Below are 13,579 nucleotides of genomic sequence, written 5' to 3'. Positions count from 1 at the left end.
TTACAACATTTACAAAATGCGGGGAACACCGGTCAAACCAGCAACCGTCTTACATAGGCAAGGCCATCTCGAAGCTTCCGCAAGACCCCGCCGTCTGCGCATTGTGCCGCCAGAGGGAGATGACACCATGACCGACCCAGAGACCATGAACAGCGACCCCGCAATCGCCGATAAGGACCGCTTCGACGGCATCCGGCGCGATTACACACCCGAGGATGTCGCCCGGCTCTCCGGGTCGTTCCGCATTCGCCATACACTGGCCGAAAACGGCGCTCGCCGGCTCTGGCGCCTACTGAAGTCCGAGCCCTACGTGCACACGCTCGGCGCTCTGACCGGCAACCAGGCGATGCAGCAGGTCAAGGCCGGCCTCAAGGCGATCTATCTGTCCGGCTGGCAGGTCGCCGCCGACGCCAACGTCGCAGGCGAGATGTATCCTGACCAGTCGCTCTATCCGGTGAACTCAGTGCCGATGGTGGTGCGCCGCATCAACAACGCACTGCGCCGCGCCGACCAGATCGCGCGACTGGAAGGCGACGCCGGCCAGAACTGGATGGCGCCGATCGTGGCCGACGCAGAAGCCGGCTTCGGCGGCCCGCTGAACGCCTTCGAGCTGATGCGCGCGATGATCGAGGCCGGCGCCGCCGGCGTGCATTTCGAGGACCAGCTCGCCTCGGAAAAGAAGTGCGGCCATCTCGGCGGCAAGGTGCTGGTGCCGATCAGCCAGCATATCCGCACGCTCAACGCCGCCCGCCTCGCCGCCGACGTCGAGGGCGTCCCCACCGTCCTGCTCTGCCGCACTGACAGCCATGCCGCTCAGCTGCTGACCTCGGACGTCGACGAGCGCGACCGGCCGTTCCTGACCGGCGAACGCACCCCGGAGGGCTTCTTTCGCATCCGCGAGGGCCTCGGCGTCGACTACGCGATCGCCCGCAGCCTCGCCTACGCCCCCTATGCCGACCTTCTCTGGTGGGAAACCTCCGAGCCGAACCTGGCCGAGGCGAAGCGCTTTGCCGACGCGATCCATGCCGCATTCCCCGGCAAGATGCTGGCCTATAACTGCTCGCCCTCGTTCAACTGGCGCAAGAAGCTCTCCGAGGCCGAAATTGCCGGCTACCAGGAAGCGATCGGCGCCATGGGCTACAAGTTCCAGTTCGTCACCCTGGCCGGCTTCCACTCGCTGAACTACTCGATGTTCAAGCTCGCCCGCGGTTACGCGGAGCGCGGCATGGCGGCCTACTCCGAGCTGCAGCAGGACGAGTTCGCAATGGAAGCGGACGGCTATACCGCCACCCGCCACCAGCGCGAAGTCGGCACCGGCTGGTTCGACGCGGTCGCCACCGTGGCGAGCGGCGGCAAGTCCTCCACCACCGCCATGGCGGGCTCCACCGAGACGGAGCAGTTCCACACGGAATCGCTCAAGCTGTCGCCCGCGCACGCTTAAGGGAAAAGGCCAGGGCTCCGCCCTGGACCCGCTGGGGCCTTGGCCCCAGACCCCAATTCAAAAGGATTCCAAAGGCTAGCCTTTGGCGGGGTCCAGGGGCAGAGCCCCTGGCCTTGCTTCAGTGCGCGAGCACAGCCCCCGCCGGCTCCGCCGTCACAGCTGGCACCGGCTCCGCCGGCTCTTCCCATTCAATCGCCTCGGGCGGGCGTATCAGCGCCTGGGCGATGACCTCGTCGACGTTGGCGACCGGGATCAGCTTAAGGTGACGGCGGACGTTGTCCGGGATTTCCGCCAAATCCTTTTCGTTGTCCTTGGGGAAGAACACGGTGGTGATGCCGGCTCTCAAGGCGGCGAGCAGCTTCTCCTTTAGGCCGCCGATCGGCAGCACACGGCCGCGTAGGGTGATCTCGCCGGTCATAGCTATGTCGCGGCGGATCGGGATTCCGGTCATGACGCTGATCAGCGAGGTCGCCATGGCGATGCCAGCGGACGGTCCGTCCTTTGGCGTGGCTCCCTCCGGCACGTGCACGTGAATGTCGCGCTTTTCCAGGATTGTCGGCTTGATGCCGAAGCTCGCGGAGCGGCTGCGCACATAGCTTAGTGCCGCCGAGACGCTTTCCTGCATGACGTCGCCGAGCTTGCCCGTGGTTTTCACCACGCCCTTGCCGGGCACCATCACGCTCTCGATGGTGAGGATCTCGCCGCCAACCTCGGTCCAGGCAAGGCCGGTGACGACGCCGACCATGTCCTCGCTTTCCGCCTCGCCGTAGCGGAAGCGTTTTACACCGGCATATTTCTCCAGGTTCTTGCGGGTGATCGCGACCTTCTTGGCCTTGCCGGTGACGATCTCCTTGACCGCCTTGCGGGCCAGGTTGGCGATCTCGCGCTCCAGGTTGCGCACGCCGGCTTCGCGTGTGTAGGTCCGCACCAGTTCGCGTAACGCCTCGTCGGTGATCGACCACTCCTCCGGCTTGAGGCTGTGCGCGTCAGTCTGCTTGAAGATCAGATGGCGCTTGGCGATCTCGATCTTCTCGTCCTCGGTGTAGCCGGCGATCCGGATGATCTCCATGCGGTCGAGCAGCGGCTGCGGCATGTGCAGGCTGTTGGCCGTGGTCACGAACATCACGTCGGACAGGTCGTAATCGACTTCGAGATAGTGGTCGGCGAACGTGCTGTTCTGCTCGGGGTCGAGCACCTCCAGCAGGGCGGCCGACGGGTCGCCGCGCCAGTCATTGCCCAGCTTGTCGATCTCGTCGAGCAGGAACAACGGGTTGGAGCTCTTCGCCTTCTTCATGCCCTGAACGATCTTGCCGGGCATCGAGCCGATATAGGTGCGGCGATGGCCACGGATTTCGGCCTCGTCGCGCACCCCGCCGAGCGACATGCGCACGAAGTTGCGGCCCGTAGCGCGGGCGATTGATTTGCCGAGCGAGGTCTTGCCGACGCCGGGCGGCCCCACCAGGCACAGGATCGGCCCCTTGAGCTTGTTGGCGCGAGATTGCACCGCAAGGTATTCGAGGATGCGCTCCTTGACCTTGTCGAGCCCGTAATGGTCGACATTGAGCACCCGTTCGGCCTCGCCGATATCGTTGCGGGTCTTCGAGCGTTTCTTCCAGGGGATCGACAGCATCCAGTCGAGATAGTTGCGCACCACCGTGCTCTCGGCCGACATCGGGCTCATGCCGCGCAGCTTCTTCAGCTCGCTCATAGCCTTGTCGTGCGCTTCCTTGGAGAGCTTGGTCTTCTTGATGCGGTCCTCCAGCTCGGAGGTTTCGTCCTTGCCGTCCTCGCCTTCGCCGAGCTCCTTTTGGATCGCCTTGAGCTGCTCGTTGAGGTAGTACTCGCGCTGCGTCTTCTCCATCTGCCGCTTGACGCGGTTGCGTATGCGCTTCTCGACCTGCAGCACGCCGATCTCCGCCTCCATATGGGCGAACACGCGCTCCAGACGCTCGGCGATCGGAGCGATCTCGAGCAGCTCCTGCTTTTCCGAAATCTTGAGATTGAGGTGGCTGGCGATGGTGTCGGCGAGCTTCGAGGGCTCCTCGATCTGGTTGAGGGAAACTAGGACCTCCGGCGCGATCTTCTTGTTTAGCTTTATATATTGTTCGAACTGACCGACCACCGTGCGGCTGAGCGCCTCGATCTCGCCGCTGGCGGACGGCTCCGGACCAACCTCCGGGATCTCGTCAATGGTTGCCTCGAAATGGCTGTCGGTCTCGGTGAACTCGCGAATACGTGCCCGCCTGCCGCCCTCGACCAGCACCTTCACCGTGCCATCCGGCAGCTTGAGCAGTTGCAGGATCGTCGACACCGTGCCGGAGCGGTAGATGTCGTCGGCGGAGGGATCGTCCTGGGAGGCGTTCTTCTGTGCGACCAGCAGGATCTGCTTGTCGTCCTTGGTCACCGCCTCAAGCGCACGAACAGACTTCTCGCGTCCGACGAACAACGGCACGATCATGTGTGGAAAGACGACAATATCGCGCAGCGGCAGGACTGCCAAAGTCTCTTGCAAAACAGGGGTTTCGTCAGAAGCGACTGCCGCGTCCGGCTGCCGCTTCGCCGGCCTCGGCTTCTTGATTTCCGTCATCGGGTCGACCTCCTCAGGGACAGTCGAAGGCGGGCGCCCAGGTTGCGGCACGCCCAATCTTCAAACACGGATTGCGATATCGGCAGGCCAAGGGCTCGCGGCAAGGCCCGTCAGGCGGACTGCTCTACCGGCCGTTCCTTGCCGTAGACGAACACCGGATCAGCCTTCGCCTCGGCAACCTCGCGGTTGATCACCACCTCGTCGACATTCTCCAGGCCGGGCAGGTCGAACATCGTCGACAGCAGGATGCTCTCCAGGATCGAGCGCAGGCCACGCGCTCCGGTGCGTCGCGCGATGGCTCGCAGGGAGACCTGCTTGAGCGCGTCCTCGGTGAAGGAGAGCTTGACCCCCTCCATCTGGAACAGCCTGGCATATTGCTTGACCAGGGCGTTCTTCGGCTTGGTCAGGATTTCGATCAGGGCGCCCTCGTCCAGGTCCTCCAGGGTGGCGACGATCGGCAGGCGGCCGATGAACTCAGGGATCAGGCCGAACTTGAGCAAATCCTCGGGCTCGACCTCCTTGAGAATATGGCCCATGCGCCGTTCGTCCGGGGCCTGGACCATGGCGCCGAAGCCGATGCCGGAGCCTTTGCCGCGAGCGCCGATGATCTTCTCCAGCCCGGCAAAGGCGCCACCACAGATGAACAGGATGTTGGTGGTGTCGACCTGCAGGAACTCCTGCTGCGGGTGCTTGCGGCCGCCCTGCGGCGGCACCGAGGCGACCGTGCCCTCCATGATCTTGAGCAGCGCCTGCTGCACACCCTCGCCCGACACGTCGCGGGTGATCGAGGGATTGTCCGATTTGCGGCTGATCTTGTCGACCTCGTCGATATAGACGATGCCGCGCTGCGCCCGCTCGACATTGTAGTCTGCCGATTGCAGCAGCTTGAGGATGATGTTTTCCACGTCCTCGCCGACATAGCCGGCCTCGGTCAGCGTCGTGGCGTCGGCCATGGTGAAGGGCACGTCGAGGATTCGGGCCAGCGTCTGGGCCAGCAACGTCTTGCCCGAGCCGGTCGGCCCGATCAACATGATGTTGCTTTTCGCGATCTCGACGTCGTTGTTCTTTGCCCCGTGTGCCAGGCGCTTATAGTGGTTGTGGACGGCGACCGAGAGCACCTTCTTGGCGTGGAACTGCCCGATCACGTAGTCGTCCAAGACCTTGCAGATCTCCTTAGGAGTCGGCACCCCGTCGCGCGACTTCACCAGGTGGGTCTTATGCTCCTCACGGATGATGTCCATGCAGAGTTCGACGCACTCGTCGCAAATGAACACTGTCGGACCGGCAATGAGCTTACGCACTTCATGCTGCGACTTGCCGCAGAACGAGCAATACAGTGTGTTCTTGGAGTCGCTGGACTTGCTCATGGCCTCTCCTTCCCCGCGGGGTGGCAAGAGCGCCCCCGGGTCAAGCTGATCACACTAGACCTGTCCCCAAAGCCGCATCAATAGTGGTGATCGTTCCGGGACCAGAGGCGCCCCAGCTTGGCGCCCTAACTCTTGGTGCCCTCCTCCGAGGCTGGCATCGGGCGGTTCTGTAGCACTTCGTCGACAATGCCGAACGCCTGTGCCTCGGTCGCGGACAGATAACTGTCGCGCTCCAGCTTCTGCTCGATGGCCTCAAGCGTCTGGCCGGTATGCTCCTTGTAGATTTCGTTCAGGCGGCCGCGGAGATAGAGGATCTCCTTGGCCTGGATCTCGATATCGCTGGCCTGTCCCTGCGCGCCGCCGGAAGGCTGATGCACCATCACCCGCGCGTTCGGCAATGCCAGACGCTTGCCCTTGGCACCGGCCGCCAGCAGCAGTGACCCCATCGAGGCGGCCTGGCCGATGCACACGGTGTTAATCGGGCTGCGGATATACTGCATGGTGTCATAGATCGCGAGCCCGGCGGAGACGACGCCGCCCGGGCTGTTGATGTAGAATGAGATGTCCTTGCTCGGATTAACACTCTCGAGATGCAGGAGCTGGGCGCAGATGAGGGCCGCGACCCCGTCATAAACCGGGCCGGTGAGAAAGATGATCCGGTCTTGCAGCAGCCGCGAGAAGATGTCGAACGCCCGCTCGCCGCGGGAGGTCTGCTCGACCACCATCGGCACCAGGGCATTGCTGTAGATTTCCATGGGATCGCGATCCCTCATCGTCTCATTCCTGCTCTAGCGCGGCGCCAATGCCTTGCTGTGGAAGATAGTGTGAAACCTCGACGATGGAAGCCCCGCCTTTGTTCAGACCTCCGCTGGCGCGGCTTTGGGCTCAGGCCCAGAGTCGGGGTGGGCGTCGGCCGCAGAGTTAGCCTCAGTTTCGGCCGCATTCTGGGGAAGGTTCGGCGGCGGCACCTCGGCCAATTCCTCCGGGGTGACCAGACGCTCCTCAATACTGGCGCGCGCGAGGATATGATCGACCACCTTGTTCTCGAAGATCGGCCCGCGCAGCGTCTCCGCCGCCTGTGGGTTCTTGGTGAAGAAGTCGATAACCATCTGCTCCTGGCCGGGGTAGCGTCCGGCCTCGGTGCGCATCGCACGCGCCATCTCCTCCTGGCTCACGGCAACTCCGGCGCCGCGGCCGATCTCGGCGAGCAGCAGGCCCAGCCGCACCCTCCGCTCGGCAATGCGCCGGTAATCCGCGCGCAGGGTCGCCTCGTCCTTGCCGGCATCCTCCTCGTCAGCCTGGCCTTCCTTGCGGTCGGCCTCGACCCGCTGCCAGATCGCCGTGAACTCGGTCTCGACCATGCCCTCGGGCGCCGCGAAGTCGGTCGTCTCCGACAGCGCATCGAGCAGTTCACGCTTGATGCGCATGCGCGAGAGCTGGTCGTACTCCTGCTGCACTTGACGTGCGATCAGGGTGCGAACCTCCTCGATACCCTCAAAGCCGAGGGTCTTGGCCATTTCGTCGTTCGGCTCCGGATCGATCGGCCGCTTCAGTGCGTGCGCGGTGACCGCGAACGTCGCCGGCTTTCCGGCAAGCTCGGCGGTCTGATAGTCGGCCGGAAAGGTGACGTCGATGCTGCGGCTCTCACCCGGCGCCAGGCCTTCGAGCTGCTCCGAGAAGCCGGCAATGAACCCGTCACCGCCGATCTCGACATCCATGCCGGTGGCAGCACCGCCCTCGAACGGCTCGCCGGCGATGCTGCCGACGAAATCGACAACCAGCACTTCGCCGTGTGCCGCCCCGCGGCTCTCCTCGATGGTCTCGAAGCTGCGCTGGCGTCGGACCAGGTCTGCCATCGCCTTGTCGATGGTTTGCGGATCCGGCTCTGCCTTGAGCCTGGTCAGCGATAGCGCCGACAGATCGGGAATAGTGATGTCGGGGAGCAATTCCAGCTCGACGGTGAACTCGAGGTCGCTTGCCGCGCTCTTGGCGTCCATCGGGCCGCGCAGCAGGTCGACCTTCGGCTGGCTCGCCGAGCGTAGCCCGCGTTCGGATAACAGATCGCGGGTGGCATCGTTGACCGTCTGCTCCAGGATTTCCCCGGTTACCGCGGTGCCGTAGCGCTGGCGCACGATGGATAGCGGCACCTTGCCCGGGCGGAACCCCGGCAGGTTCATCGTCTTGGAGATTTCGGCGAGACGGGCATGCCGCTTGCCTTCCACCTCGGCACCCGGCACCACGACGGTGAAGCCGCGCTTGAGGCCTTCGGAAAGCGTCTCGGTTACCTGCATCTGCCCGGTCATCCTCTGGGTCGGTTGCAACATTGAACACTGGTGCGGGCGGAGGGACTTGAACCCCCACGGCTTGCGCCACCAGAACCTAAATCTGGCGTGTCTGCCAATTCCACCACGCCCGCTGGAGAGGCACCCGCCTTAGACAAGCGCGAGCGCGGGCATCTAGCCCAGCGCGTTATGCGAGGCAAGCATAGGCCGCGAAGCGAGGACAGCGGGCGCGAGCATGCCGGCCAAATCCTCCGCAAGCAGCCCCTCCCCCGCCAGCCGGGCCGCCTCGCCATGCAGCCACACCGCTGCCGCCGCCGCCTCGAACGTCGCCATGCCGCCTGCCAGCATTGCCGCGACCACCCCCGACAGCACATCGCCGGCGCCGGCGGTGGCCAGCCATGGCGGCGCGTTGCCCGCGATCGCCGCCCGGCCGTCCGGAGCGGCCACGATGCTGTCGGCACCCTTGAGCACGACCACCGCATTGATCCGTCGCGCGGCGGCGCGCGCGGCGGCGAGCCGGTCGGCCCCCGGGTCGCCGAACAGGCGCGCGAATTCCCCGGCATGCGGCGTGATCACCGCAACGCCGCGCAGCCGCTCCGGCGCCCCTGCCGCTTCGGTCAGCGCGCCGGCATCGGCCACCACCTGGCGCTCCGCCGCGAGCAGCGCCGGCAACGTGCCGCGGACCTCGTCCGGATCGAGCCCAGGACCGCAAATCCAGACGCGCCGGCGGCTGTCGTCAAGCAGGTCTTCAAGCGGCTGCTCATCGACGATCAGCCCGGGCGGTCCCTGACGATACAGCTCGGCGTGGGTCTCGGAGACAATCCGCACCAGCCCGGCACCGGCGCCGCGCGCACCGGCGGCGGCAAGGCGCGCCGCCCCGCTCATCGCCCCACCGCAGACGCTGACCACACCGCGACTATATTTATGGTCGGTGGCCTCGAGCCGGCGCAGCCGCCACAGGCCGGGGCGATTATGCCAGGTTTGTGGTGCCACCTGCGCCAGCACGCTATCCGGCAACCCGATGTCGGCAATCTCCAGCACGCCCAGCCGCTCGCGGCCTGGCAACAGCAGATGCCCCGGCTTGCGTCGGAAGAAGCTGACGGTGCGCACCGCCCGCGGCGCCATGCCGAGGATCGCGCCCGTCGCGCCGTCAACACCGCTGGGGATATCCACGGCGAGCAACGGGTGCCGCGACGCCTGTTCCAACACCGCGGCGGCGACGCCGTCCACCGCACGCGAAAGCCCGGCACCGAACACCGCATCGATTACCAGCCCGGCGCGCCCGACCTGGGTATCCGCGAACCCGCGCACCGGCCCCCGCCAGGAGGCTGCCGCCCGCGCCGCGTCACTGCCCGGGCGCGGGGGTGCCAGCGCCGCCACTTGCACCGGCCAGCCGCGCTGCGCCAGCAGCCGGGCGGCCACATAGCCGTCCCCACCGTTATTACCCGGGCCGCACAGCACCAGGGTGCGGCTCGGCGGGACCATGCGCACCGCCGCGCGCGCCACCGCCCGGCCGGCATTCTCCATCAACGTGGTGGACGGCATTGTCTCTGCCGCGAGACGGTCGGCCTCGGCCATCTCCTCGGGGGTGAGCACGGCCAAAGCAGGATCGATCATCCGCAATATCCCGGTCCGGTTGATTTTGGCTGGCAAGCCCGTATTGAGGCGCAACGCCGAGACGGGAGTTTTGATGCAGTCGCAGTCCGCCACCATCCTGTGGGGCCTGGTCCTCACCCTTCATCTGCTCGGCATGGCGGTCTGGGTCGGCGGCTCGGCGGCCATGCTGTTCGTGTTGCGGCCGAGCCTCGGGCTGCTCGACCAGACCCAGCGTGTGTCGGTGGACCTGCAATCGCTCAGACGCTTCCTGCGGCTGCTCTGGCTCGTCGTGCCGATCATGCTGCTGACCGGCTGGGCCATGGAGATCTTCCGCCAAGGCGGCTTCGCCAATGCCGACTGGCATATCAACGCCATGCAGGGCCTTGGCATCCTGATGGCGCTGGTGTTCGCCTATCTTTACTTCGGGCCATTCCAAAAGGCACGTCGCGCGCTACGGCCGAAGCCCGCGATGTTCGAGAGCATCCGCTCGCTGATCGGCACCATGCTGGTGATCGGCGTGGCGATCGTTGTTGTCGCCTCACTGGATCACAACTTTTAGAAGGGCCAGGGCCCCAGACTCCCATTTCAGAAATTGAAGGATTCCAAAGGCGAGCCTTTGGCGGGGTCCAGGGGCAGAGCCCCTGGCCTTGCTTCCTAAGCCGCCGCCGCCGCCGGCTGATCGGGCTGGCTCTCCCCGCGCGCCGGCACGTTGCGGTTGCGCAGGTTGACCGCCGAGTTGATCAGGCCGACATGCGAGAACGCCTGGGGGAAATTGCCGACCAGCCGCTTGGCGCGCGGGTCATATTCCTCGGCCAGCAGCCCGAGATCGTTGCGCAGCCCCAGCAGCCGGCCGAACAACGCCTCCGCCTCGTCGTAGCGCCCCTGCAGCACGTAGTTGTCGACCAGCCAGAAGGTGCAGGCGAGAAACGCGCCCTCCGTGCCGGGCAGGCCGTCGACGCTGCTCTCGGTGCGGTAACGCAGCACGAAGCCGTCCTCCATCAGCCCGTGCTCGACCGCGCGCACGGTTGCCACGATCCGCGGATCGTCGGGCGGCAGGAAGCCGGTGAGCGCGATCAGCAACAGGCCGGCATCGAGTGCCTCCGAGCCGAACGCCTGGGTGAAGCAGCCCTTGCTCTGGCTGATGCCTTTCTCGCAGACGGTCGCATGGATGGTGTCACGGATCGTGCGCCATTTCTCCACCGGCCCGTCGAGCGCGAACGTCTCGCAATCCTTTATGGTGTGGTCGAACGCCAGCCAGCAGAACACCTTCGAGACGGTGAACTGCCGGCGGCCGCCGCGCACCTCCCACATGCCCTCGTCGGGCTCCTGCCAGATCTCCGCCAGATGCTCGACAAGGGCGACCTGCAGCGACCAGCCATAGGTCGGCTCCCGCAGACGCTCCTGGCGCGACAGATGCAGGGCCGCCACGACCTCGCCGTAGACGTCGAGCTGGAGTTGGCCGGCGGCGGCATTGCCGATACGTACGGGTGCTGCGCCCTGGTAGCCCACGAGCCACGGCACTTCCCATTCCATCAGGGTGCGCTCGCCGGCAATGCCGTACATGATCTGCACCTGGTCCGGGCTGCCGGCGATACTGCGGTGCAGCCAGTCGCGCCAGAGCAGCGCCTCGTCGTAGTAGCCGCCGGACATCATCGCGATCAGCGTCAGCGTCGCGTCGCGCAGCCAGCAATAGCGATAGTCCCAGTTGCGCGGGCCGCCGAGCTGCTCCGGCAGCGAGGTGGTGGGGGCTGCGACGATGCCGCCGGTCTGCGCGAAGGTCAGGCCCTTGAGCGTGACCAGCGAACGCAACACGGCGGCACGATGCGGGCCCTGATAGGCACAGCTGTCGGACCACTCCTTCCAGAACGCTTCCGTGCGACTCAAGGCGGCATCGACGTCGACGGCGGCCGGCGGCGGCAGATGCGACTCACCATAACTCAACACGAAGGCCACGCGCTCGCCTTGTGCCACCGAGAACCGCCCGACCGTTGCCATCCTCTCGCCATCCAGGCGCACGGCCGTGCGCAGCGCCACCAGCATCGGACCGGCAACGGCGACGACGCCGGCATCCGCGGGCAGCCGCGTCACCCAGGGCACCGAGCTGCCGTAATCGAAGCGCAGCAACAGCTCGGTCTGCATCGCAACCGAACCTGACCGCCCCTCGACGATACGCACGATGCTCGGGCAGGGATTGTTGATGGGCATGAAGTCGATCAACGCGACGCTGCCGGCCTCGTTGGTGAACACCGTTTCCAGCACCAGGCCGCCATCGCGGTAGGAGCGCGTCACCGTAGTGTCCGCTGCCGCGTGCCCCTCCGGCGCTACCAGCCAGCGGCCGTTCGCATCGGTCCCCACCAGGGCCGCGAGGCAGGCCGGGCTGTCGAAACGCGGCCAGCACAGCCAGTCGATCGAGCCGTTACGCCCAACCAGCGCGCAACTGCTACAGTCGCCTATCAGTCCGTAATCCTCGATCGCCAAAGGTTCATAGGCCACGCGGCGAGCTCTCCTCGTCAGTTGAGTGTCCGAAAGTTGAAGGATCCGGGTGGCAAACGAAAGGTCGCCGGCGCGGTTCCGGCAGGTACGTTCCCTTGACTTTACGGTGCGGAATGCCGATACGCCTAGCGCAGCCGGGCACCGTGCAAAGTGCCTCGGCTTTTGGGTGCGTGACACGCACGGCCGCGCACCCCAGATTTTCCGAGAGAGTTTTTTGAACGACACCAGCACCGCCCAGCCAGACGGCATGTCCGCTTCAGGACATGATCCGACCGCCGTTACCGAAACCGGCGTCGTTCTTGTTTCAGATGATGCGGAAGCAGCGCGGGAAGCCGCGGCGACAGCCGGGATGCCGCTGTTTTCGGAGCTCGGTCTGTCAGAGCCAATCCTCCGCGCCATCAGTGAGATGGGCTACTTGCATCCCACGCCGATCCAGGCCCAGGCGATCCCGGTGGTGCTGGCCGGCCGCGATGTGATGGGCGTCGCTCAGACCGGCACCGGCAAGACCGCCGGCTTCACCTTGCCGCTGCTCGATATCCTGTCTGGATCACGGGCCCGCGCACGGATGCCGCGCTCGCTGATCCTCGAGCCGACCCGCGAGCTTGCCTTGCAAGTCGCCGAGAACTTCCTGCTTTATGGCAAGTATCTCAAGCTCAACCATGCGCTGCTGATCGGCGGCGAGAGCATGTCCGAACAAAAGGACGCGCTCAATCGCGGCGTCGATGTGCTGATCGCAACCCCCGGCCGGTTGCTCGATCTGTTCGAGCGCGGCGGGCTGTTGCTGACCCAGACCAGCACTTTGGTCATCGACGAGGCCGACCGGATGCTCGACATGGGCTTCATCCCGGACGTCGAACGGATCGTCTCGCTGCTTTCGCCGAACCGGCAGACGCTGTTCTTCTCGGCCACGATGGCGCCGGAAATCCGCAGGCTGTCGGAGATGTTCCTCCGTAACCCGAAGGAGATCACGGTCACCCGCGCCGCCTCGGTCGCACCGACGATCGAGGAAGGCCTCGCCGTGGTGCCAGAGGAGGACAAGCGCCGCGCATTGCGGCGGCTGCTGCGCGGCAGCGACGTGCAGAACGCGCTGATCTTCTGCAACCGCAAGCGCGACGTCGACATCCTGCACAAATCCCTGAAGAAACACGGCTTCTCGGCAGGCGCGCTGCATGGCGACCTGCCGCAGCCGGTGCGCTTCGCCACCTTGGAGAAGTTCAAGGCGGGCGAGTTGCAGCTCCTGGTCTGCTCGGACGTTGCAGCGCGCGGCATCGATATCGGCGGCCTCAGCCATGTCTTCAATTTCGATGTGCCGATCCATGCCGAGGACTACGTGCACCGCATCGGCCGCACCGGGCGCGCCGGTCGCAGCGGCCATGCGCTGGGCATCGCCGGCCCGCACGACCGGATGTTCGTCGAGGCGATCGAGAAGCTGACCGGCCACGTCATCCCGCGTATCGCCGTCGAGGGCATCGGGTCGGTCGAATGGTCCGAGGACGCACGCGGGCGCGGACGCGGCCGGGGACGCGGAGCCAGGCCGCCGGAGGCCAGGTCCAACGCCCCGAAGGCTGAAGTGCCGAAGGCTGAGGCAACGAGACCCGAAGCCGTAAGCCGCCCACCCGCTGAGCGCGCGCGCCCGATGCGTGAGACGCGCCGACCGGAGCGCCGGCCGACGCCGGCCGTGCACGACGAGGCTGGCCCGAACGCGATGGGCTTCGGCGACGAAGTCCCGGCCTTCATGCTGCTGCCGCGGCGCGGTGTGCGCGCACCCGACATGCCCGAATTGGACAATCAAGCTGCCGAGGACTGAGCGCGC

The 13,579-nt window shown here is 65.8% G+C and carries 8 protein-coding genes, 1 tRNA gene and 1 pseudogene; 3 read left to right on the top strand and 7 right to left on the bottom strand.

All coding sequences use genetic code 11. The features are described 5' to 3' along the window. The first annotated feature begins 127 nt into the window (after window positions 1-127). Window positions 128-1,441 (top strand): isocitrate lyase, encoded by a 1,314-nt coding sequence (gene aceA / locus ACQY4K_RS20760; RefSeq protein ID WP_428392150.1) that lies wholly within the window; start codon window positions 128-130, stop codon window positions 1,439-1,441. A 118-nt stretch (window positions 1,442-1,559) separates the two neighbouring features. Here aceA and lon read toward each other — a convergent pair whose 3' ends face one another. The 6 genes and pseudogenes from lon to ACQY4K_RS20730 form a co-directional block, all read right to left on the bottom strand. Next, complete coding sequence (lon, locus tag ACQY4K_RS20755) at window positions 1,560-4,028, bottom strand: endopeptidase La (protein WP_428392148.1); 2,469 nt, start codon at window positions 4,026-4,028, stop codon at window positions 1,560-1,562. Between the two features lie 110 nt (window positions 4,029-4,138). Next, on the bottom strand, window positions 4,139-5,395 hold the full coding sequence (gene clpX / locus ACQY4K_RS20750) for an ATP-dependent Clp protease ATP-binding subunit ClpX (RefSeq protein WP_428392146.1): 1,257 nt from the start codon (window positions 5,393-5,395) through the stop codon (window positions 4,139-4,141). A 125-nt stretch (window positions 5,396-5,520) separates the two neighbouring features. Then, window positions 5,521-6,168, bottom strand: coding sequence for an ATP-dependent Clp protease proteolytic subunit (locus ACQY4K_RS20745; protein ID WP_428392144.1), 648 nt, complete (start codon window positions 6,166-6,168; stop codon window positions 5,521-5,523). 177 nt (window positions 6,169-6,345) lie between these two features. Then, window positions 6,346-7,686: pseudogene (gene tig / locus ACQY4K_RS20740) on the bottom strand (trigger factor); the annotation flags it as partial. 40 nt (window positions 7,687-7,726) lie between these two features. Next, window positions 7,727-7,811, bottom strand: a tRNA-Leu gene (locus ACQY4K_RS20735). A gap of 40 nt (window positions 7,812-7,851) precedes the next feature. After that, complete coding sequence (locus ACQY4K_RS20730) at window positions 7,852-9,294, bottom strand: NAD(P)H-hydrate dehydratase (RefSeq protein WP_428392142.1); 1,443 nt, start codon at window positions 9,292-9,294, stop codon at window positions 7,852-7,854. 73 nt (window positions 9,295-9,367) lie between these two features. Between ACQY4K_RS20730 and ACQY4K_RS20725 the strand changes: the two genes are divergently transcribed. After that, window positions 9,368-9,832: a CopD family protein gene (locus ACQY4K_RS20725; protein WP_428392141.1), complete on the top strand. Its 465-nt coding sequence runs from the start codon at window positions 9,368-9,370 to the stop codon at window positions 9,830-9,832. 95 nt (window positions 9,833-9,927) lie between these two features. Here the strand turns inward: ACQY4K_RS20725 and ACQY4K_RS20720 are convergent, their stop codons facing one another. After that, window positions 9,928-11,766 carry a glycoside hydrolase family 15 protein gene (locus tag ACQY4K_RS20720; RefSeq protein WP_428392139.1) on the bottom strand — a complete coding sequence of 613 codons (1,839 nt, stop codon included), beginning with the start codon at window positions 11,764-11,766 and terminating at the stop codon, window positions 9,928-9,930. 349 nt (window positions 11,767-12,115) lie between these two features. On the opposite strand from ACQY4K_RS20720, the gene ACQY4K_RS20715 reads away from it, so the two are divergent. Further along, window positions 12,116-13,573, top strand: coding sequence for a DEAD/DEAH box helicase (locus tag ACQY4K_RS20715; protein ID WP_428396250.1), 1,458 nt, complete (start codon window positions 12,116-12,118; stop codon window positions 13,571-13,573). Window positions 13,574-13,579: the final 6 nt, after the last annotated feature.

The sequence above is a fragment of the Lichenicoccus sp. genome (assembly GCF_965276875.1).
Classification (GTDB): Bacteria; Pseudomonadota; Alphaproteobacteria; order Acetobacterales; family Acetobacteraceae; genus Lichenicoccus.
Note: the sequence above shows the minus strand (reverse complement) of the source record. Positions and strands in the feature narration are given on the sequence as shown.

Bases quoted from the DNA above. Each gene is read 5' to 3' on its own strand.
- aceA (WP_428392150.1), top strand. From the start codon at position 128: ATGACCGACCCAGAGACCATGAACAGCGACCCCGCAATCGCCGATAAG.
- clpX (WP_428392146.1), bottom strand. From the start codon at position 5,395: ATGAGCAAGTCCAGCGACTCCAAGAACACACTGTATTGCTCGTTCTGC.
- ACQY4K_RS20730 (WP_428392142.1), bottom strand. From the start codon at position 9,294: ATGATCGATCCTGCTTTGGCCGTGCTCACCCCCGAGGAGATGGCCGAG.
- lon (WP_428392148.1), bottom strand. From the start codon at position 4,028: ATGACGGAAATCAAGAAGCCGAGGCCGGCGAAGCGGCAGCCGGACGCG.
- ACQY4K_RS20745 (WP_428392144.1), bottom strand. From the start codon at position 6,168: ATGAGGGATCGCGATCCCATGGAAATCTACAGCAATGCCCTGGTGCCG.
- ACQY4K_RS20725 (WP_428392141.1), top strand. From the start codon at position 9,368: ATGCAGTCGCAGTCCGCCACCATCCTGTGGGGCCTGGTCCTCACCCTT.
- ACQY4K_RS20715 (WP_428396250.1), top strand. From the start codon at position 12,116: ATGCCGCTGTTTTCGGAGCTCGGTCTGTCAGAGCCAATCCTCCGCGCC.